The 18,915-nt window shown below is 73.2% G+C and carries 21 protein-coding genes; 14 read left to right on the forward strand and 7 right to left on the reverse strand.

The window, feature by feature from the left end:
• Positions 1-5 precede the first annotated feature (5 nt).
• Together H343_RS31275 and H343_RS0117890 are read right to left on the reverse strand one after the other, a co-directional pair.
• Positions 6-788, reverse strand: a complete 783-nt coding sequence (locus tag H343_RS31275; protein ID WP_078505823.1) for a lysoplasmalogenase — start codon at positions 786-788, stop codon at positions 6-8.
• 84 nt (positions 789-872) lie between these two features.
• The gene (locus tag H343_RS0117890) at positions 873-1,151 is read right to left on the reverse strand and encodes a hypothetical protein (protein WP_028432279.1); all 279 of its coding nucleotides are present in this window, start codon (positions 1,149-1,151) and stop codon (positions 873-875) included.
• Positions 1,152-1,217: 66 nt separating this feature from the next.
• On the opposite strand from H343_RS0117890, the gene H343_RS0117895 reads away from it, so the two are divergent.
• The 3 genes from H343_RS0117895 (at position 1,218) to H343_RS31280 (ending at position 2,631) form a co-directional block, all read left to right on the forward strand.
• Positions 1,218-1,421, forward strand: a complete 204-nt coding sequence (locus tag H343_RS0117895) for a hypothetical protein (protein ID WP_028432280.1) — start codon at positions 1,218-1,220, stop codon at positions 1,419-1,421.
• A gap of 150 nt (positions 1,422-1,571) precedes the next feature.
• The gene (locus tag H343_RS0117900) at positions 1,572-2,042 is read left to right on the forward strand and encodes a VOC family protein (protein WP_028432281.1); all 471 of its coding nucleotides are present in this window, start codon (positions 1,572-1,574) and stop codon (positions 2,040-2,042) included.
• A gap of 199 nt (positions 2,043-2,241) precedes the next feature.
• On the forward strand, positions 2,242-2,631 hold the full coding sequence (locus tag H343_RS31280; protein ID WP_199778944.1) for a MazG-like family protein: 390 nt from the start codon (positions 2,242-2,244) through the stop codon (positions 2,629-2,631).
• Between the two features lie 115 nt (positions 2,632-2,746).
• Here the strand turns inward: H343_RS31280 and ddaH are convergent, their stop codons facing one another.
• Positions 2,747-3,523 carry a dimethylargininase gene (ddaH, locus tag H343_RS0117910; RefSeq protein ID WP_028432282.1) on the reverse strand — a complete coding sequence of 259 codons (777 nt, stop codon included), beginning with the start codon at positions 3,521-3,523 and terminating at the stop codon, positions 2,747-2,749.
• A gap of 271 nt (positions 3,524-3,794) precedes the next feature.
• Between ddaH and H343_RS0117915 the strand changes: the two genes are divergently transcribed.
• Positions 3,795-4,412: a redoxin domain-containing protein gene (locus tag H343_RS0117915; RefSeq protein ID WP_028432283.1), complete on the forward strand. Its 618-nt coding sequence runs from the start codon at positions 3,795-3,797 to the stop codon at positions 4,410-4,412.
• A 5-nt stretch (positions 4,413-4,417) separates the two neighbouring features.
• The gene (locus H343_RS31285; protein ID WP_078505825.1) at positions 4,418-5,368 is read left to right on the forward strand and encodes a cytochrome c biogenesis protein CcdA; all 951 of its coding nucleotides are present in this window, start codon (positions 4,418-4,420) and stop codon (positions 5,366-5,368) included.
• Between the two features lie 16 nt (positions 5,369-5,384).
• Here H343_RS31285 and H343_RS0117925 read toward each other — a convergent pair whose 3' ends face one another.
• A complete protein-coding gene (locus H343_RS0117925) occupies positions 5,385-6,587 on the reverse strand; it encodes an FAD-dependent oxidoreductase (RefSeq protein WP_028432284.1) in 1,203 nt (400 codons plus the stop codon).
• 258 nt (positions 6,588-6,845) lie between these two features.
• Complete coding sequence (locus H343_RS0117935) at positions 6,846-7,673, reverse strand: SAM-dependent methyltransferase (protein WP_028432285.1); 828 nt, start codon at positions 7,671-7,673, stop codon at positions 6,846-6,848.
• 428 nt (positions 7,674-8,101) lie between these two features.
• Between H343_RS0117935 and H343_RS0117940 the strand changes: the two genes are divergently transcribed.
• From H343_RS0117940 to H343_RS31295, 6 genes are all read left to right on the forward strand, one after another.
• Positions 8,102-8,368, forward strand: a complete 267-nt coding sequence (locus H343_RS0117940) for a DUF397 domain-containing protein (RefSeq protein WP_028432286.1) — start codon at positions 8,102-8,104, stop codon at positions 8,366-8,368.
• 117 nt (positions 8,369-8,485) lie between these two features.
• A complete protein-coding gene (locus H343_RS0117945; RefSeq protein WP_028432287.1) occupies positions 8,486-9,469 on the forward strand; it encodes an SDR family NAD(P)-dependent oxidoreductase in 984 nt (327 codons plus the stop codon).
• Positions 9,470-9,660: 191 nt separating this feature from the next.
• A complete protein-coding gene (locus tag H343_RS0117950) occupies positions 9,661-10,833 on the forward strand; it encodes a Gfo/Idh/MocA family protein (RefSeq protein ID WP_028432288.1) in 1,173 nt (390 codons plus the stop codon).
• 497 nt (positions 10,834-11,330) lie between these two features.
• Positions 11,331-12,428, forward strand: coding sequence for a peptidoglycan recognition protein family protein (locus H343_RS0117955; RefSeq protein ID WP_028432289.1), 1,098 nt, complete (start codon positions 11,331-11,333; stop codon positions 12,426-12,428).
• Positions 12,429-12,753: 325 nt separating this feature from the next.
• Positions 12,754-13,938, forward strand: coding sequence for a CaiB/BaiF CoA transferase family protein (locus tag H343_RS0117960; protein ID WP_028432290.1), 1,185 nt, complete (start codon positions 12,754-12,756; stop codon positions 13,936-13,938).
• Between the two features lie 142 nt (positions 13,939-14,080).
• The gene (locus H343_RS31295; protein ID WP_051265460.1) at positions 14,081-14,356 is read left to right on the forward strand and encodes a hypothetical protein; all 276 of its coding nucleotides are present in this window, start codon (positions 14,081-14,083) and stop codon (positions 14,354-14,356) included.
• A 104-nt stretch (positions 14,357-14,460) separates the two neighbouring features.
• Here the strand turns inward: H343_RS31295 and H343_RS0117970 are convergent, their stop codons facing one another.
• Together H343_RS0117970 and H343_RS0117975 are read right to left on the reverse strand one after the other, a co-directional pair.
• A complete protein-coding gene (locus H343_RS0117970) occupies positions 14,461-14,871 on the reverse strand; it encodes an SRPBCC family protein (protein WP_028432291.1) in 411 nt (136 codons plus the stop codon).
• Positions 14,872-15,021: 150 nt separating this feature from the next.
• A complete protein-coding gene (locus H343_RS0117975; protein ID WP_028432292.1) occupies positions 15,022-16,254 on the reverse strand; it encodes an MGDG synthase family glycosyltransferase in 1,233 nt (410 codons plus the stop codon).
• Positions 16,255-16,452: 198 nt separating this feature from the next.
• Between H343_RS0117975 and H343_RS0117980 the strand changes: the two genes are divergently transcribed.
• Genes H343_RS0117980 through H343_RS0117990 form a run of 3 tightly spaced genes read left to right on the forward strand, consistent with a single transcriptional unit; the run spans position 16,453 to position 18,898 of the window.
• A complete protein-coding gene (locus tag H343_RS0117980) occupies positions 16,453-17,238 on the forward strand; it encodes an SDR family oxidoreductase (RefSeq protein ID WP_051265462.1) in 786 nt (261 codons plus the stop codon).
• Between the two features lie 20 nt (positions 17,239-17,258).
• Positions 17,259-18,128, forward strand: a complete 870-nt coding sequence (locus H343_RS0117985) for a DMT family transporter (protein ID WP_028432294.1) — start codon at positions 17,259-17,261, stop codon at positions 18,126-18,128.
• Between the two features lie 35 nt (positions 18,129-18,163).
• Positions 18,164-18,898: a polysaccharide deacetylase family protein gene (locus H343_RS0117990; protein WP_028432295.1), complete on the forward strand. Its 735-nt coding sequence runs from the start codon at positions 18,164-18,166 to the stop codon at positions 18,896-18,898.
• Positions 18,899-18,915 lie beyond the last annotated feature (17 nt).

Genomic DNA, 18,915 nt, shown 5'->3' on the forward strand with positions numbered 1-18,915 from the left:
GCCTCTCAGTCCCGCGGCCCCCAGGTGCGCGCGGAGGTGGTGTGCGCGGCCGTGGCCTGCCCGGACTCGGAACGGTCCAGCCATCCGGTGGTGATCAGATACTGGCCGAGGATGTAGCCGGCCATGATCAGCAGCTCCTGCGAGGGCACCTTCCGGCCCGCCGCCTGGAGCCCGATCAGCAGGTCCGACCCGAGGAAGGCGGCGGCGCCCGCCCCGACCCTCCCGCCCACCCCGAGGGCGGCGGCGCCCATCAGCGTCAGCGCGAGACTGTACCCGGCGACGGGCAGCCGCAGGTTCTTCTCCAATGACGGGCCGAGCACGGCGTTCACAGCGCCCCAGCCGGCAAGGCCGCCGACCGCCGGCCACGGCCTTCGGCGGACGGAGCGCAGCGCACCGAGCCGGGTGCAGCCCGCCGTGTAGCTGACCTGGGTACCGAGGAAGGCGGCCATGCCCAGGAGGAAGGCCGGCTCGTGCTCGTCGAGGAGGAGCGCGGTGTCACCGGCCGTCGCGAACGCGAGGCCCGCGAGGAGAGTGCGCGGTACCGGGGTCTGCTCGTCGGGGCGGCGGCGCAGGGTGTACGCGGCGAGGGCGGGCATCAGCAGGGGTTTGGCCGCCCGGCGCAGGCCGCGCGACTTCCCGCCCCGGACGGCCGCCAGGTCCGCGGCGGCCAGCGCGCCGAAGGCGACGAGCGCGCCCCTGCCGTGCCCGTCGGGGCGGGTGAGACGCGCGGCGGCGGTTCTGGCCGCGTCGATGAACGTGTGTCTGGTGGGACGCCCGGTGATCGTCATGCCGGGAGTCTGTCCGCCTTGTTGACAGCTGGTCAACAAGGCGTCGGGCGGAACGGGCGCGCGGCGCGGGCCCGCCGGCCGGGGTCATCCCCGCCAGGCACCTCGGGTGCCTGCCTCCCGGCGCGACAGCCCGTGCCCGCGGACCACCGCGTTCCACAGCGCCTGCGGCTCGCAGACGCCCAGCGGCCGGCAGACCTCGTCGCGCGGGCTCGTGGAGGGCTTGTCGAACTGGAGCCAGCTGCGTGCCTGCCGGTTCATCGACCGCCGTCCGGTGGTGCGGATCTCGGTGCAGTGCGCGGCGAGACCGCTCTTGTCGCGGCTGGTGATCTTCAGCGGGCGGATCCGGCCGGGGCGGGCCTTCATACGGATACAACGGATACAAGAGCTCTCGGGGATGCGTCTGCGCCACGGAAGGAGCAACCTGGAGATATGACACCTCCGATCGTCGTACATCCGCCCGCGGCCAAGGGCGGCAGACGCGTCACGGCTCACGCGGAGCAGCTCGGCACGGCCTTCCGGCCCGAGGACGTGGCCGAGTTCCTGCGGCACGCGGGCCTGAGCGACGACGAGGTCCAGCTGGACGATCCGAACCTGATCGAGTGGAGGGGCGGAGGCCAGGACGTCTGGCGCTGACGAGCCGCGCCGCACCCCCTTGGCCTCCCGGTCCGCACTGGGGTGCTTCCGCCTTTCCGATTCTGCGCCCTCTGCGCCCTCTGCGATGAATTACAGCTTTGCTTCCGGTCTGTTCCGGCAACCGGAAGAACGGCCAAGGAGGACGGCGCGATGCAGAAGATCACGACCACCCTGTGGTTCGACACCCAGGCGGAGGAAGCGGTGGAGCACTACACGTCCGTCTTCCCCGACTCACGGGTGATCGACGTGCAGCGGTACGGAGAGGCCGGCCCCCGCGAGGCGGGAATGGTCATGACCGTCACCTTCGAACTGGCGGGGCAGCGGTTCACCGCCCTCAACGGCGGCCCGGAGTTCACCTTCAGCGAGGCCGTCTCGCTCACCGTGGACTGCGAGGACCAGGACGAGGTGGACCGGTACTGGGCGCAGCTGGGCGAAGGCGGCCAGGAAGGGCCGTGCGGCTGGCTGAAGGACAGGTACGGCCTGTCCTGGCAGATCGTCCCCAGGGCACTGACCGACCTGCTGAACGACCCCGATCCGGCCACGTCCCGGAAGGTCATGGAGGCGATGCTGGGAATGGGGAAGATCCGCGTCCAGGGGCTGATGGACGCCGCCGGGCGATGAGCGCGGGAGTTGACGGGCCGGGCGGGGCCCTGCTGTGCCCTGCCCTGCCGGGCCGTCAACCGGCGGCGGCCCGGTGGGTGTCGGGCGGGCCGGCGGGTGCGGGACGATGTGCCTTCCGGCCCCACCCGCGCGCCGCTCGCGAAGGGGCGCTCCGCGAAGGCCGCTCTTCGAGGGGCCGCGCCCCGAAGGGAGTTGAGCGATGACACCGGAGCAGTGGGCGGCGGTCCGCCGCCTCGTGGACTGGCTCGACGAGGCCAACGGCACCGGCGAGCAGGAGACCGCGATGCGGCTGCTGAAGCTGACCGAGGAGGCCGGCGAGGTGATGCAGGCGTACATCGGAGCGGTCGGCCAGAACCCGCGCAAAGGCCGCACCCACAGCACGTCGGACGTCGCCGTCGAACTGTGCGACGTCATCCTCACCGCCGCCGTCGCCCTGCACCGCTTCACCGACGACCCGGCCGCCGCCCTGGACGGGAGGATCCGCCACGTCGCGGGGCGTTCGCTCCCGCAGAGCGCGCAGAGCGCCGTGAAGCAGACAGGGGGCAGAAGCGGAGAGGAGACCGCCAGAAGCTCAACGAGCCTGCGGTGACGGCCGTCCGGAGCCCGGCAGGGGGCAGGCACGTGGGGAGGAGACGTACGGCCCGGAGACGGACCACAACGGCCGCCGGGAAGTTCGGGCGGCTCCTCCGGCCGCTCCGCGGGCTTCACACGGGCAGTTCGCGCAGTCTCACCGAAAGGCACGTCACGCAGCCCTCCAGCTTCTCGAACTCGCCGATGTCCACCGGGACCGGCTCGTAGCCCAGTTCCGCGAACATCTCCGCGCTCCTCGGCGCGCTCGCCGCCGTCAGCAGCCGGTCCCCGCCCAGCAGCACGACGTGCGCGCCCGCCTCCTCCGGCACGGGACGGAAGTGCGGGAAGAGCGAACGGAACTCGGCCAGCGGCGGGTACCCGATGACACTGCCGTCGGGCAGCGCGGTGACCGCCGACTTCAGATGCAGCACTCTGGAGACGGGCACGGGTCTCACACGTGCCCCGAGCGGTTCGAACACCTCGCGCAGCCGGCGGATGCCCTCGTCGTTGGTGCGCCCGCCGCGCCCCACGTACACGGTGTCGCCGGTCTTGAGCACGTCCCCGCCGTCGAGGGTGGCCGGTTCGTGCATGCGGTGCACCGCGTACCCCAGGGCCCTCACCGTCTCCTCCACGGCTGCCGTCTCGGGCCGGCGTGCCGGTGCGCCGGGACGGCAGACGAGAGCCGTACCCCGGTGGACGACCACGGCGTCCTCGACGAACACACTGTCGGGGCAGCCGTTCTCGGGCGCCACCTCGACCGTCTGCCAGCCGTGCTCGCGCAGAACCCCGACGTAGCGCTCCCACTGGCGCACCGCCGCCTCCACATCGACCGGAACCCGTTCGAGATGGGTGACCAGCCCCTCCGCGAGCCGCGGACCCGGCCTGCGCACGAGAGCCTTCCGACTGGGCATGGGCACTCCTCCCGGCAGCGGCCGCCAGGAACGGCGGGCTCCCATCGTGGCAGACGCTCCCGGCCGCACGACCCGCCGTCGAGGACCGGCCGGGAATGCCCGAAGGCGTGCGTGGAGTGGCCTGGTGAGGCGGAGGCGGTGCGGTTCCCGGCAGTCGGGCGACCGTCTCCGGCAGGCCGACGTCACAGAACCGTAAGCCGCGGGCGCATGGGTACGGCCGGGGGGTCGGCCTAGATTCTATGCCGACGATCCCGACCACCAGGAGCTGTCCATGCGTGCCCGTTCCCTCCTCCCGGCCCTGCTGACGACTGCGGCGCTCACCCTGACCGGCTGCGGCACGGACGGCGGCCCAACCGCGGGCGGAGGCGACGGCCGGGACAGCGCGGGGAGGTCCGCGGCCCCCTCCTCCGGGGACTCGGCCGACGAGGGCCCGGCCGACGGGGATTCGGCCGAGGGGAACTCCGGTGCCGGGGAGGGCGAGGCGCCCGAGGTGCTGCGCTTCACCGGCACGACCGTCGACGGAAAGACCTTCAAGGGCGCGTCCCTGGCGGGCAGGCCCACGGTGCTGTGGTTCTGGGCCCCGTGGTGCCCCAAGTGCAGGGCGCAGGCATCCGAGACGGCGAGGGTGGCGGCGGAGTACGAGGGCGAGGCCCACGTCGTCGGGGTGGCGGGTCTGGACAAGAACGCGGCCATGAAGGACTTCGTGAAGTCCCAGGACGTGGGCGCCTTCTCCCACATCGACGACGAGGTCGGTGACGTCTGGAAGAAGTTCGGGGTCTCGCAGCAGAGCACCTATGTCGTCCTCGACAAGGACGGCGAGACCGCCTTCACCGGGAACCTCCCGGCCGGCAAGGGGCTGGCCGGCAAGGTCGGCGAGCTCGTCGGCTGACCGCGATGTACGACCTGCCTCTCGCACTCGCCCTCACCGCCGGCATGCTCGCCGCGGTCAACCCTTGCGGCTTCGCCCTGCTGCCCGCCTACTTGTCCCTGCTCGTCCTGGGCGACGACAGCCCCACCCGTACGGCCGCGCTGACCCGCGCTCTGGCCGCGACGGCGGCCATGACACTCGGTTTCGCGGGCGTCTTCGCCCTCTTCGGACTCGCCGTCGCGCCGGTGGCGGGCCAGGTGCAGGAACACCTGCCGTGGTTCACCGTCGTCCTCGGCGTGCTGCTGGCCCTCGCCGGAGCCTGGCTCGTGGCAGGACGCGACCTGCCCGCTCTCCTCCCCAGGCTCCGCCGCGCGCCCGCGGTGACGCGCTCCCTGCCGTCGATGGCGGCGTTCGGCGCGGCGTACGCCGTCGCCTCCCTGGGCTGCACCATCGCGCCGTTCCTCGCCATCGTGGTCTCCGCCTTCCGCAGCGGGTCGGCCCTGGAGGGCGTCGTGCTCTTCACCGCGTACGCGGGCGGGATGGGCGTGATCGTCGGCGCTGCCGCGGTGTCCGTGGCCCTCTCCCGCTCGGTCCGTGTCGGCCGGCTGCGCGGTCTGGGCCCGGTCGCCTCCCGCCTCGGCGGCGGGCTGCTGCTGCTCGCCGGGGCGTACGTCGCCTACTACGGCTGGTACGAGATCCGTGTGCTGCGCGGAGGCGCCGGCGCCGACCCGGTCGTGGATGCCGCGGGCGTCGTGCAGAGGCACGTCGCCGAACTCCTCGACGGTCTCGGCTTCACGGCGGTCGCGGTCATCTTCGCCGTGCTGCTGCTCGCCGCCCTCGTGCTGCGCGCGTACAGGCACCGCGAGGACGCGGGCACAGGGGAGGACGGCGCAGCGGACGCCCCGGCCGGGGACGGTGCCGCGGGAGAAACCTCGCCCCCGGACGCCTCACCCGGGGGCGCCCGGCCTGTCCGGTGAACGGAGACCGCGCCGGTCAGGTGGCCTGCTCGGCGGAGACGGCGGGCAGCGGCGTGTCCCAGTCGAGCTGGCCGTTCAGCTCCTCGTCCGCGCCGGAGGCGGAGGACTCGGGGCGCCTGCGGGCCCGGTAGTTGCGCAGGGTCCGCTGGAGCCGGCCGGGCGACCGACGGGGCGTCAGGCGGGCGCTGTTGACGATGTTGCGCTCCACGCGCGGGCGGCGCAGCTGCTCGTACATCTCCATCGCCGACTGCGTGGTGGGCGCGTCACGCAGCGACTTGGCCAGCACGACCGCGTCCTCCAGGGCCATCGACGCCCCCTGCCCGGTGGCGGGCGAGGCGGCGTGGGCGGCGTCGCCTACGAGCAGCATGCGCTCCGTACGCCACCGTGTGACCGTGGACAGGTCGCGGGCGTTGGTCACCATCAGCCGCTCCCCCGTGGCCGCGACGATGTCCGCCGCGGCGGTGGCATCGGGCCGCAGCATCGGCAGGAGACGCTCCCGCCACTGCGCCGGCGTGGTCTCCGCGATCTCGGCACGGGTCAGCTCCTCACCCGAGACGCGGGCGAACCAGTAGGTCTCACCGCCGGGCGAGACCGCGTATCCCATCGCGGATGAGCTGCCCCGGAGCATCTCGATGCGTCCGGGCTGGTTCGGCGGTGCCGCCTTGCTGGTGTAGCCGTAGAAGACCTGCTGGCCCGCGTAGCGCGGCGCGGTGGCGTCAGGGTCGGCCAAGGTGCGGACGGCGGAGTGGATTCCGTCGGCGCCCAGCAGCAGATCACCGCGAGAGGTGCTGCCGTCGGCGAAGGCGGCGGTGACGCCCTCCCCGTCCTCGGTCGCGGAGACGAACCGCTGCCCGTACCGGACGGCGATGCCGCGGCGTGCCGCCTCCGAGCGCAGTGCCGCGCCGAGTTCGGCGCGGCGCAGGCAGCGGAACCGTCTGAGCGGATGTTCGCTCTCGCCGAGCGGCACGGTGGAGACGACCGTTCCCGTGTCGCCGGTGATGCGCATCGCCGTCAGTTCGAAGCCCGTGTCGGCGACTGCCTCCGCGGCGTCGAACTGCGCGAGCGCGAGCATGCCGTTGCTGGCGAGGGTGAGAAAGGCGCCGGTGTCCTCTCCGCTGTCGGGGTGCGCCTCATGGACGGTGACCTCGATGCCCGCCTTGTCCAGGGCGAGCGCCGCGGCGGTTCCGGCGATGCCGCCACCGATGATCAGGATCCGCATCTTCCGCACCCTCATTCGCTGGTCGGTGTCCCGGGCGTCCCGCACCGGGCGGCACAGCCCGACGGCGGACGCCCTCTGCGAGCACCTCCGGAGTCGTCCCGGTGAACGGTACCCGGTGGCTGCTGCCGCCGCCGGGACAGCTGTCACTCGGGTGGGGTTTCCGGCTGCTCCGGCCCGCACGTCACGACCGGGCGCGGTGGTTCGGCGGCCGCGTACGGCCCGTGTGAACCCAGCGGCATGCGACGGGACGCGCCAGGGTCACGGCGGCGGGACGCGGCGGTCGCCCAACTTCCGGCCGAGCCCGCCCAGTACCGGCGTGCTCGCCCCCGCACCGGTGCCCGCTCCGGCCGGGGGGCGCCACAGCGGACAGGGGACGAGGCCGGGCTCGACCGGTTCCAGCCCGTCGAAGAAGTCCGCGATCCGGGCCGGTGAGCGCAGCCGGTAGGGGACGGCGCCGCTGCGGCTGTAGTCGCGCATGGCGGTCCTGTACTCCTCGTCGGTGTCCGTGCCGTCCCGGATGGCCAGGAAGCTGCCGGCGGGAAGGTCCTCCATCAGCGTCCTCACGATGGAGCGGGCCTCGGCGTGGCTGTCGATGTGGGCGAGGAGGCCCATCAGCATCACCGCGACCGGCTGTTCCATGTCGAGAGTGCGCGAGGCGGAGGTGAGGATGCGCCGGGGCTCACGCGCGTCGGCGTGGATGTAGTCGGCCGCGCCCTGCGGGGAGCAGGCGAGCAGCGCGTCGGCGTGCGCGAGGACGAGCGGGTCGTGGTCGACGTAGACGATCCGGGACTCCGGAGCGATCTGCTGGGCCACCTCATGGGTGTTGCCGGCGGTGGGGAGGCCGGTGCCCACGTCGAGGAACTGCCGCACGCCTTCCTCGGTGACCAGATGACGTACGACGCGTCCGACGAACTGCCGTGAGACGCGGGCCAGTTCCCTCATGCGGGGGAACGCGGCGAGCACTTGCTCACCTGCGCTGCGGTCGGCCTCGAAGTGGTCACAGCCGCCCAGCCAGTAGTCGAAGATCCGGGCGGAGTGCGGACGTGCGGTGTCGACGGGCGGCGGCCTTCCCTCGTGGCCGCTCACGGCAGCCCCCGTGCGGGCGTGTACGGACGCGGGGCCGGATGCGGGGCCGGATGCGGGGCCAGATGCGGGGCCGGCAGTCCCGGTATGCGCTTGAGCGACGCCGCACTCCCCCGTGGTGCGGCGTCGCTCACCCCCGATCCCGGCACTGGGCCGGTCTGTTGGTCGTCTGGGCCTCGGGCCCCGGTGAAGTGCGTCACCTTTGACACTATGTCCATGTAGGCTTCAGGTCGCAAGCTTCGTTCTGATAATTTCAGAGGCAAGTCGCAAGGAAAACGCTTGTGTTGGCAGACCGGATGACGGCTGCGATCCGCCGGGATCAGCTGCCTGAGGGCGGTCGCAGGAAGTCCCTCACGTGTAACCCGTCGCCGGCTGCCGAAACGTGCCGGGACCCCGGACGTACTGATCCATCCGCGTAAGGAGTTCGAGAGATGAACCCCGAAGCCGACACCGAGACCGCCGCCGACCGCGCCTACAACGGCATGCCCGCTCGTGAACTGGGCTCCGAGGGCTGGCACAAGCCCTGGAGCGGACAGAACGGTGGCGCCTGCGTCGAGGCGAAGAAGCTCCCCGACGGCCGCGTCGCACTGCGGCAGTCCACCGACCCCGACGGGCCCGCGCTGCTCTACACCCCGCACGAGATCAGCGCCTTCATAGCGGGCGCCAAGTCGGGAGAGGCCGACTTCCTCACCGGCTGACGAGCGAGTGCGCCACGGCGGCGGGCGGTGCCGTACGGGGGAATCCGGGAACCGCCGGCCACGTCACCGGTCCGCTCACTTGCCTTGGAGCGCGCTCCAATTCGTAGCGTTCCCGGTATGACCACTCCTCAGCACAGCATCGGCTCCGGCTTCGGGGCCCGCAGCACCGCGGCGGAAGTCCTGCGCGGCATCGACCTGTCCGGGAAGCTCGCGGTCGTCACCGGCGGCTACTCGGGACTCGGCCTGGAGACGACACGCGCGCTCACCGCAGCGGGCGCGCATGTGGTGGTGCCCGCGCGGCGGCACGAGGCCGCACGGGACGCCGTCGGCGACATCTCCGGTGTCGAGATCGACACTCTCGACCTCACCGACCTGGAGTCCGTGCGTGTCTTCTCCGAGCGCTTCCTCGGCACGGGACGCGGCATCGACATCATGATCAACAACGCCGGGGTCATGGCCTGCCCCGAGACGCGGGTCGGTCCGGGCTGGGAGGCCCAGTTCGCGACGAACCACCTCGGACACCACGCCCTCGTCAACAGGCTCTGGCCGGCGCTCGCGCACGGCGGCGGCGCCCGCGTCGTCTCCGTCTCCTCGGCCGGACACCGCCGGTCGGCCATCCGCTGGGACGACGTCCACTTCGAGCGGGGCTACGACAAGTGGGAGGCGTACGGGCAGGCCAAGACGGCGAACGTCCTCTTCGCCGTCCGGCTCGACGCGCTCGGCCGCGACTCGGGCGTACGCGCCTTCTCGCTGCACCCCGGCGGCATCCTCACTCCGCTCCAACGCCACCTGCCCGCCGAGGAGATGGTGGCCCTGGGCTGGATCGACGAGGACGGCAACCCGCTGCAGCCCTCGTTCAAGTCCCCCGAGGCCGGCGCTTCGACACAGGTGTGGGCCGCCACCTCCCCGCAGCTGGAGGGCATGGGCGGGGTCTACTGCGAGGACTGCGACATCGCGGAGGTCTCGACGGGTGAGCCCGTCTCCCCCACGGCCGCGGGGGTCCGCGACTACGCGGTCGATCCCGCCGAGGCGGCCCGGCTGTGGACGCTCTCGGCCGAACTGACCGGCCTCGACGCCTTCGCGGCCTCCGCGGAGGGCTGAGTACCGGCGGGCCCGGCTTCCCTGTACGGGGGAAGCCGGGCCGCCTCGCGTGAGGCGGGAATCGAAGGGGCATGGCCGGGGGCAGGATCTCTACCGGGGCAACGGCGCGTCCGGCGAGCCGCACCGCGGTGCCACGGCCCGCCGACCGCCGACCGCCGCCCGACGACCACACGCGACAAGGGGCCTTGACCATGACCGACACGCCCGCCTCCGCAGGCACCCGCGTCCGCCTCGCCGTGGCCGGGCTGGGAGCCGTCGCCCGCACCGCGCACCTGCCGCTGCTGGAGCGGCGGAGCGACCTCTTCGAGATCACCGCACTGTGCGACCTCTCGCGCAGCGCGCTCGAAGGGATCGGCACCCGCTTCGCGGTCCCGGCGAAGAGGCAGTACACCAGCACCGGGACACTCCTGGCCGCGGGAGGGTTCGACGCCGTACTGCTGCTGACCTCCGGGTCGCACGGCGACGACGCCGAGGCGGCTCTGCGCGCGGGGTACGCGGTCCTGTGCGAGAAGCCCCTGGCATTCACCCGCGCCGAGGCCGGACGCGTCGCCGCCGCCGAGCGCGAACAGGCGCGCGGGCCGCGGCTGATGACGGGATACATGAAGCAGTACGACCCCGCCGCCGTACGCCTCACCCGGCTGCTGGAGGAGGCAGGCGGACCCGGCGCCGTACGTTCCGTGGAGGTGTGCGTCCTGCACCCCACGACACGGGCCCAACTGGACTTCGCGCGCCTCCCGTCGCCACCGGCCGACGTCGGCCCGGACGCGCTGGCGGAACTGCGCGAGAGGGATGCCGCGCTCATCGGTGAGGCCCTGGGCACCGACGCCCCGAGCTCCGTCCGCTCGCTCTACGACATCGTCAACTCCTCGGTCTGCCACGACCTTTCACTGATGAGAGCCGTCGACGGCGCGCCCGAGACCGTCGACTTCGCCGCGGCGTGGCCCGGGCCGGACCCGGCGCTGCCGGGCTCACTGGAGCTTTCCGGGCGCCTTCCACGCGGGGCCCGTTACGGCATCCGCTGGCACTTTCTGCCGGGACACGCCGCATACCGGGAGACCTTCGCCGTGCACCACGAGGGCGGCACCCTCGAACTTGCCTTTCCCTCGCCCTACTTGATGAACGCACCCACGGTCCTGACCGCCACGGACAGCGCCGGGAGCTCCGAGCGGCGCTGCGAGTTCCGCTCGGTCGGCGAGGCTTTCGAGGAGGAACTCGTCGCCTTCCACGCGATGGTCACCCGGGGCGAGCCGCCCCGAACGGGCGTCGGCGGCGCCCTGGAGGATCTGACCACGGCGCAGCGGGCCGCCGCCCGGTTCGCTGCGCTCGGCCGGCTTCCGCTCGGAGGAGAGGCGGCGTCCGTGTGAACGCCGCCTTCGCGGGACGCGGCGTATGCCCGGCGGCCGGTGTGGGCACCCGTACGGCGTAGCAGCCTGCGCGCACGCCCGGCGGTCCCCTCCGGCACGGCACCGGTGTGTACGGCGGGCGCTCAGCTCCGGTGCCGGCGTGTCACCTGACGGGGCGGCAGGCGATGCCCCACCTGCGTCCGGCGGCGCGCGGCGGTCCGGCGCCCGTCCGTGCGGAGCTTTCACTGGGTCAACCACGGGAGGCGCGGCCCGGTTCGCTCTGCTACAGGTGATTTCGTGGCCCCCGTTTCTTTCAGAACCGGCAGAAAGTTCCGACGCGTTGCCCCTACAGGGTTGTCGCGTTCATGGCGGGTTGCTTTTACTGGCGAAGCGCGGAACCCGATTTCAGCCCGTGCGGGAGAGAGCCACCGGCTCGGCTCCCGTACGGGTCCCCCCACTCGTCGGTGACGGAACTCCGAGCTCGCGAGCCTCCGTTCCCACACCCGAAGGAGATCGAGATGGCTGCACAGCCAGGTTTCGACCGCCGCTCACTGCTGCGCGGAGGCGTGGCGGCCACCGCCGCCGGGGCCATCGGCCTGAGCGCCGCCGGCACCGCGAGCGCCGCCGGGACGGCAGGAACGCACGGCTCGCGCGCGACACGCGCGAAGGCGGCGGCCGAGCCACGCATCTACAGCACCGCGGAATGGGGCGCCCGCGCCCCGTCCGGCGACATCCTCGTCCTGGACCGCGTCCCGACCTACATCGTCGTCCACCACACGGCCGAGCCGGGCAACAGCGAGGACTACTCGCTGGAGCACGCGATGCAGATCTGCCGGAGCATCCAGAACTTCCACATGGACGGCAACGGCTGGACGGACTCCGGGCAGCAGTTCACCAACAGCCGCGGCGGCTTCATGCTCGAAGGGCGCCACAGGAGCCTGGAGGTGGTACGCGGAGGCACCCAGCACGTGCAGGGCGCCAACGTCGGCAACCACAACAGCGAAGTCATCGGTATCGAGAACGAGGGCCTCTACACCGACGTGGACGTCCCGCAGGCGCTGTGGGACTCCCTGGTGCAGCTGGTCGCGTGGATCGCCGGACAGTACGGCACGAGCCTGGTGAACATCCAGGGACACCGCGACTTCAACTCCACCGAGTGCCCCGGCGAGGTCCTCTACGGCCGTCTGCAGGAGCTGCGGGACGCCGTGGGCGGCGCGCTCGGCCTGGCGTCCGCCGCCGAGCTGCTGACCTGGCCGCTGCTCAAGCCCGGCGCGGTCGGTCCGCAGGTGCGCGCCGCTCAGCACCTGCTGCGCGCCAAGGGCCTCTCGTCGGTGCCCGTGGACGGTGTCTTCGGTACGGCGACCAAGCGTGCCGTCGCCGAGCTGGCCGACAGGCACGGCATCGAGAAGCACTCCTGCAAGGCGACGGCCCACAGCAGGACCGACGAGACCGGCTACCTCGGCTCCGACATCTGGCCGCTGATCACACCGCCGGCGCGTGCCGGCGGGAGCGGCGACGTGGACGACGCGGTCACCACGCTGCTGCGCAAGTCCCGCGGCAAGGCGCCCTCGGCCGGCGGGCTCAGCCAGTCCGACTGGAAGCGCCTGCTGGCCTGACGTGCCCGTTCGGCGCGGGCCGGACGGGAGACGGACGAGGGAGATGCCCCTCGCCGCGTCCGCCCGTCCGGCCGCGTCCTCGCCGGGAGGCAGGCAGGCGGCCGCGGGGGCTGCCCGGCGACCGCGGCGGGTCCGGGCAGGTCGGGCAAGGCCGTACAGATCCGGGGCACAGCGCGGAGCGTGTCGCTCCAGGGATGGGAGGTGCCGGGGTCTTGGCTGTTCAGAGGCGTGATTGACACTCCCGCACCCCTGGCCGTACAAAGCTCGGGCCGGTGGCCGAGGTACGGCCGTCGCTCCCGCCGCCGATCCGAAGGGGATGCGAAGGATGGTTCAGCGCCCGCTGGACGGGGTCACCGTCGTCAGTCTCGAACAGGCCGTTGCCGCCCCGTTCGCCACCCGCCAGCTCGCCGACCTCGGCGCCCGCGTCATCAAGGTCGAACGCCCCGGAGGCGGCGACTTCGCCCGCCGCTACGACACCACCGTGCACGGCCACTCCAGCTACTTCGTCTGGCTCAACCGCTCCAAGGAGTCCCTCACCCTGGACGTGAAGGACGAGCGGGGCCGGGCCGTCCTCGGCCAACTCCTGGAACGGGCCGATGTGTTCGTGAACAATCTGGCGCCCGGGGCGGCGGCCCGGCTGGGGCTCGCCCCGGACGACCTCACCTCCGCACACCCGCGGCTGATCCCGTGCACGATCTCCGGGTACGGCACGAACGGCCCGTGGGCGGACCGCAAGGCCTACGACCTGCTCGTGCAGTGCCAGACCGGGCTGGTCTCCCTCACGGGCAGCGCCGGGGAACCGGCCCGCGCCGGGGTGTCCGTGGCGGACATCGCGGCCGGCATGTACGCCTACAGCGGGGTCCTGACCGCGCTGTTCGCACGAGCCACCACGGGCGTCGTCCGGCCGGTGGAGGTCTCGCTCTTCGAGGCCCTGGCGGAGTGGATGGGCCAACCCGCCTACTACACGCAGCACTCGGGCACGCATCCGGAGCGGATCGGCACCCAGCACCCCACCATCGCCCCCTACGGCGCGTACTCCGCCGCCGACGGCAGGGACGTGCTCTTCTCCATCCAGAACGAGCGTGAATGGGCCGCGCTGTGCGCGGAGTTCCTCGAACAGCCCGAGCTGAGGGACGACCCGCGCTTCGCCACCTCCTCCGCACGCGTCGCCAACCGGGACGCGCTCAACGCCCTGCTCGCGGAGCGCTTCGCCCGCTCGGGCTCGGCAGAGATCATCTCGGTCCTCGACCGGAGCGGCATCGCCTACGCCGAGGTCAACTCCGTCGCGGACTTCCTCCGTCACCCCGTGCTGAGCGGCCGCGACCGCTGGCGCGAGGTCGCCGTGCCGGGCGCGACGGTCCAGGCACTGCTGCCGCCTGCCGACCTGGGCGGGACCAGCGCACGGATGGACCCCGTACCCGCCGTCGGTGAGCACACCGGCGCCGTCCTCGGCGAGCTCGGCCACTCCGAGGCCGGCATCGAGGCACTGCGCGCCGAGCACGTCGTCTGACGGCGCCCCGCACCTCCTCCGGCGGGCCCCGGCCACACCCGGGGAGTATCCCGCCCGCCCCGGCGGACCCGCCGCGCAGGCCACCGGCGCGGCGGGCACCCGACGGGAGGCGCCGTGCGGAGTGCGGGCTTACCGTCGGACCATGGGCTCTGCCGAACCGCACTACGACATCGTCCTCAAACCGCAGACGGCCGACACCGAGGGCCACCCGGAGCACGGCCCCGTACTGCGCGTGATGAGCGTCCGGGCGACCGGCGCCAAGGGCGAGACGGGGTACCCGCGTTACGCGGGCGAAGGCGTGGAGGCCGACATCGACCCGCGCACCCGCACGGTGGAGGCGATCACCGTCGACGGTGAGGAACTCCCCTACGGCTGGGTCGCGTTGGTCGACGACGAGGACGGTTCCCGCGCCGTCTGAGCCCGTACGGCCCGGAGCACCCGCCCTCACCCGTGCGCGGTGCCTGCCCGTACCGCACGGGAGGCCGCCGTACGGTACGGACCGTACGGTGCGTCGGCCTGCCCTCAGCCCGCCTTGTCCCCCCGCACCCGGACCTGCTCGGCCAGCCGGTCCAGGCTCTCGTCGAGCGCTGCGGTGATCCGGTGGTCGGGCGGTGCGTGCCCCTCGTCGAAGAAGGACAGATGCACGGTGACCGCGCTGGCGCCGCTGCCGATCCCCTCCACCTGCAGCCAGCCCGCGTAGCTCCCGTCGTCCCGTGTGCCCCACTCCAGACGGAGCTGGTCCCGCCGTGCGCGCAGCAGCGCGCGGGCGTCCCGGCCGGTGTCGTCGTCGTGCACGGTGACGGCCGGGGGCTCCTGCGCGTGCACGTGCAGCTCCCGCGGCAGCCACGTGTCGATCTGGTCCATGTCACACGCCTGCTCGAAGACCTCCTCCGGCAGCGCCGCCACGGTGCGGGAACGCTCGTGTTCACTCATCGGCTCCAGGTTCCCTTCCGGTGGAGGACAAAACGGGCGGGTCCTCCTGGCTGCGCCGGATTCCCCCGGGGAGCGGGGCGGCAGTTGCGCGCGTGCCCGAACAACCCCGGCGGCCACGTCCGGCACGCGCCCGGCACACCTCCACACGCCTCAGCCGCGTACGCCGGCCGACGCCAGTTCCGCGACACGCTGCGCGGCGTCGGCACGAAAGAGGGCGCGTCCCTGTGCGACTCGCCGGTCCCGCAGGGGCCCGGGACGCAGGAGTCCGACCAGTGCGGCGGCCAACTCCTCCTCGTCCCCCGCGAGTTCCGACAGCCCGGCAGCGGCCATCTCCCGCAGGCCCTCGGCACCGTGGCCGGGCAGCGGCCGGTAGCCGATCACGGGCAGACCGGCGGCCAGCGCCTGCGCGGCGGTCTGCCCGGCGGCGTTGTCGACGAGCGCGCGGGAGGCGGACATCAGTCCGGCCATGTCCCCCACCCAGCCCAGGGCAAGCGTCCCCGGCAGCGCGGCGGCACGGCGGCGCAGCCGTTCGTCGCGGCCGCACAGCAGTACGGGGAAGACACCGTGCCCGGCCAGCCGCCTTGCCGTTCCCGCCAGTTGCGACCCCACTCCCCACGCGCCCGCGGAGAGCAGGACGGCCGGACGGCCCCCGGCAAGGGCCTCGAACTCGTGGCGCCACGCCTGCCCCGACTCCCCTGCGCCCCCCTCCTCCGTGCCACCGCCGGAAGCACCGCGGCCACCGGAGACGCCGGAGGCACCCCCTTCCCCGGCCCCGCCCCCACCGACGGCCGCACCGGCCTCCGCCACTCCGGCGAAGTGCGGCGGCACCACGGGCCCCGTTGCCTCCGCCGGCCTGCCCGTGACCGTACGGGCGGTGCGCGCCGCGCCCTCGGTGACGCACAGGTGCGCGTCGTTCCCCGGGTGCAGCCAGCCGCGGTGCACCGCGAAATCGATCACGGTCACCACACTGGGCACCCGCAGCGCCTGCCGCCCCCGAAGCCTGCCGGTCACCTGTGCCGACAGATGGAAGGTGGAGACGACGGCATCGGGCTGCCACGTCTCCACCAGTCTCATCAGCGGACGCTCGGCGAGTGCCGCCAGCGGCGCGCTCCCCGGCCTGGGCACGGCCCCGGTGTCGCGGCCGCGCCCCGGGCCTGGTGCGAGGAACGCGGCGTAGACCGCCCCGTAGAGACGGGGCACGTGCCGGACCGTGCCCCGGTAGCCGGCGCGCAGCGCCGCCCCTACCCCCGAGGGGAGCAGCGCGAGTACGTCCTCCACGACCACGCTGTGACCACGCGCCCGAAGCCTGCCTGCCAGCTCACCGGCGACGGCGTCGTGGCCCGCGCCCATGCTCGCGCTGAGCATCAGGAACCGTTGCCGCATAAGGCTCCAGAGGTTGGCTGGTCCGGCGCACCGCCGGCCGGCACGGTGCCCGCACCGGGTGGCTGGGTGCCGCGGTACGGGCACGCCGAACCGGGTCCGCTCGGGTGATTGGTGCGCCAGCGCGAACACATGCGCGCAGGCGAGCCGGGCGGATAGCCAGCATTCTGGGAGTCCTGCTCCTGATCACCGGAGGACGTCATGTTCGACAGTTCTGGGCGGCTCGTGCAGCGCGGCGCGCAGCGGCCGGTGGCGCTCGTCACCGGTGCGTCGTCGGGCATCGGCACGGCTGTCGCCGAGCAGCTCGCCTCGGAGGGCAGCTGGCGTCTGCTGCTCAACGGACGTGACGAGGACAGGCTCGCCGACGTCGCGGTCCGCACCCGGGGCACCGCGCTGCCTGCCGACCTCACCGACGCGGACGCGCGGGCCCGGCTGGCCCGGGAGGCACTGGCACACGGCGGACGTGTCGACGCGCTGGTGTGCGGAGCGGGAATCGGCTGGGCGGGGCCCTTCGCAGGCATGCCGGCCGAGGCCGTCGACCGTCTGCTCGCGGTCAATCTCTCCGCCGTACTCCACCTGGTGCGCCTGCTGCTGCCCGGCATGGTCGCCCGGCGCAGGGGCCGGGTGGTGCTCATCGGCTCCGTCGCCGGATCGGTCGGGGTACGCGAGGAGGCCGTCTACGCCGCGACGAAGGGCGGCCTGATGGCCTTCGCGGACAGCCTCCGCTACGAACTGGCCTCGTCCGGCGTACGGGTCTCGATGGTCATGCCCGGCCCCGTGGACACCCCCTTCTTCGGCAGACGCGGCGTTCCCTACCGCCGCACCCGCCCCCGGCCCGTGCCCCCCGCACAAGTGGCGGACGCCGTGCACCGCGCCCTGGTGTCCGGACGCCCCGACGCGTACGTACCCGGCTGGCTGAGCCTTCCGGCACGGGTGCACGGTGTGGCGCCCGGTCTCTTCCGCAGTCTCGCCCAGCGGTTCGGCTAGGGGGTCGTGACCACGTGCTGCTGCTGACGGTCTCTGTCGTACTGGCGCTGATGGCGGCGCTGGCCAACGCGGCGGCCTCCGTGCTGCAACGGCGGGCTGCCGCGACGGAGCGTGTCAGCTCCTCCGGCAGACGCTTCTCCTGGCTGGGCCATCTCCTCCACCGGCCCGTGTGGATGTGGGGATCGGCGATGCTCGTGATCTCCGGCATCTGCCAGGCGGGCGCGCTGGCGGCCGGGCCGCTGGCGGTGGTGCAGCCCGTGATGGCCACCGAACTGCTGTTCACGCTCGTGGTGGGCAGCATCTTCTTCCACCGCCGCCCGGATCCCCGCGCCTGGTGGGCGTTCCTGGCCATGGTGCTCGGTCTCGCCGTGTTCCTGATCCTCGTCCACCCCACGGTGGGCACCACGCGGGTCCCGGTGGGCAGGTGGTTCGCGGTCGGCGGCGGACTGCTCGCCGCCGTACTGCTCCTGCTGGCCCTGGCCTCACGCCTGCCGTCGGCCCCACGGGCCACGGTGCTGGGTGCGGCGACCGCCGTCGGCTTCTCCGCCACCGCCGCGTTGATGAAGGACGCGATCTCACGGCTGTCCGACGGTCTGGGGGCTCTGCTGACGGCGTGGCAGACCTACGGCGTGGCGGTCGTCGGGCTGGTGAGCTTCCTGCTGCTGCAGGTGACGCTGCGCGCGGGAACCCTGGTGGCCTCCCAGCCGGCGCTCACCCTGGGCGACTCGCTGGTGAGCCTGGTGCTGGGCGCCGTCCTCTTCGACGAGAAGCTGACACTCGGGCTGCTGGTCATTCCGGAGCTGATGGCCCTGGCTCTGGTCGGCGCCGGCAGCGTGCATCTCGCACGGACGCCTGAGGTCTCCGGGAAGCAGGAGGAGACTGTGTGGTGAGTACGGCTGCGCGCAGGCGTACCGCCAGAGGCGCCATGTGGGCCTCGGCCGCCGCTCTGGCGACCGCCGGATGGCATCTGGGCCCGGCGGCGACGTGGCTTCCGTGCGTGCGGGGGGTGCTCAGCCCCGCCCTGGACGGCCGCGGCGACGCCGGGCACGTCGCCCTCACCTTCGACGACGGCCCCGACCCGCGCAGCACCCCGTACTTCCTGCGGGAACTGGACCGGCTCGCCGTACGTGCCACGTTCTTCGTGCTGGGCGCGCAGCTCGAGCGGTACGCGGACCTGGGCCGGCGCATCATCGGGGAGGGGCACGAACTCGCCGTGCACGGATGGCGGCACGAGCACTTCTGGCACCCCCGGCCGGTGTCCGACGTGCGTGACCTGGCGCGGGCCGTGGCTGCCGTGGACCGTACGGCCGGGTCGCGCCCCCGGTGGTACCGGCCGCCGTACGGCGTCCTGACGGCGACCCGCTGGAGTGCCGCCCGGCGCCTTGGCCTCCAGCCCGTGCTGTGGACGGCCTGGGGCCGCGACTGGACGGCACGGGCGGACGCGGACAGCGTGCTGGCCGAACTGGCCGAACGGCTGTGCGGCGGGGCGACCGTGCTGCTGCACGACACCGACCGCTCCAGCGTCCCCGGCGCGTGGCATTCGGCGCTGGAGGCCCTGCCGCATCTGGTGGGACGCTGCCAAGCCGAAGGACTGAGCGTGGGGCCGCTGGCCGAGCACGGTCTGCGCCCCGCCGGCGGCACGTACCCCTGCCGCAGCTGAGGCACGGCCGCCGGCGG

It is taken from the genome of Streptomyces sp. TAA204 (assembly GCF_000424965.1).

Excerpts from the sequence above, each read along its gene's own strand:
- H343_RS0117925 (WP_028432284.1), bottom strand. The coding sequence starts at position 6,587 with ATGCGGATCCTGATCATCGGTGGCGGCATCGCCGGAACCGCCGCGGCG.
- H343_RS0117975 (WP_028432292.1), bottom strand. The coding sequence starts at position 16,254 with ATGCGGCAACGGTTCCTGATGCTCAGCGCGAGCATGGGCGCGGGCCAC.
- H343_RS31280 (WP_199778944.1), top strand. The coding sequence starts at position 2,242 with ATGACACCGGAGCAGTGGGCGGCGGTCCGCCGCCTCGTGGACTGGCTC.
- H343_RS0117890 (WP_028432279.1), bottom strand. The coding sequence starts at position 1,151 with ATGAAGGCCCGCCCCGGCCGGATCCGCCCGCTGAAGATCACCAGCCGC.
- H343_RS0117970 (WP_028432291.1), bottom strand. The coding sequence starts at position 14,871 with ATGAGTGAACACGAGCGTTCCCGCACCGTGGCGGCGCTGCCGGAGGAG.
- H343_RS31285 (WP_078505825.1), top strand. The coding sequence starts at position 4,418 with ATGTACGACCTGCCTCTCGCACTCGCCCTCACCGCCGGCATGCTCGCC.
- H343_RS0117915 (WP_028432283.1), top strand. The coding sequence starts at position 3,795 with ATGCGTGCCCGTTCCCTCCTCCCGGCCCTGCTGACGACTGCGGCGCTC.
- H343_RS0117980 (WP_051265462.1), top strand. The coding sequence starts at position 16,453 with ATGTTCGACAGTTCTGGGCGGCTCGTGCAGCGCGGCGCGCAGCGGCCG.
- H343_RS0117955 (WP_028432289.1), top strand. The coding sequence starts at position 11,331 with ATGGCTGCACAGCCAGGTTTCGACCGCCGCTCACTGCTGCGCGGAGGC.
- H343_RS0117950 (WP_028432288.1), top strand. The coding sequence starts at position 9,661 with ATGACCGACACGCCCGCCTCCGCAGGCACCCGCGTCCGCCTCGCCGTG.
- H343_RS0117900 (WP_028432281.1), top strand. The coding sequence starts at position 1,572 with ATGCAGAAGATCACGACCACCCTGTGGTTCGACACCCAGGCGGAGGAA.
- ddaH (WP_028432282.1), bottom strand. The coding sequence starts at position 3,523 with ATGCCCAGTCGGAAGGCTCTCGTGCGCAGGCCGGGTCCGCGGCTCGCG.
- H343_RS0117945 (WP_028432287.1), top strand. The coding sequence starts at position 8,486 with ATGACCACTCCTCAGCACAGCATCGGCTCCGGCTTCGGGGCCCGCAGC.
- H343_RS0117895 (WP_028432280.1), top strand. The coding sequence starts at position 1,218 with ATGACACCTCCGATCGTCGTACATCCGCCCGCGGCCAAGGGCGGCAGA.
- H343_RS31295 (WP_051265460.1), top strand. The coding sequence starts at position 14,081 with ATGGGCTCTGCCGAACCGCACTACGACATCGTCCTCAAACCGCAGACG.
- H343_RS0117960 (WP_028432290.1), top strand. The coding sequence starts at position 12,754 with ATGGTTCAGCGCCCGCTGGACGGGGTCACCGTCGTCAGTCTCGAACAG.
- H343_RS31275 (WP_078505823.1), bottom strand. The coding sequence starts at position 788 with ATGACGATCACCGGGCGTCCCACCAGACACACGTTCATCGACGCGGCC.
- H343_RS0117940 (WP_028432286.1), top strand. The coding sequence starts at position 8,102 with ATGAACCCCGAAGCCGACACCGAGACCGCCGCCGACCGCGCCTACAAC.
- H343_RS0117990 (WP_028432295.1), top strand. The coding sequence starts at position 18,164 with ATGTGGGCCTCGGCCGCCGCTCTGGCGACCGCCGGATGGCATCTGGGC.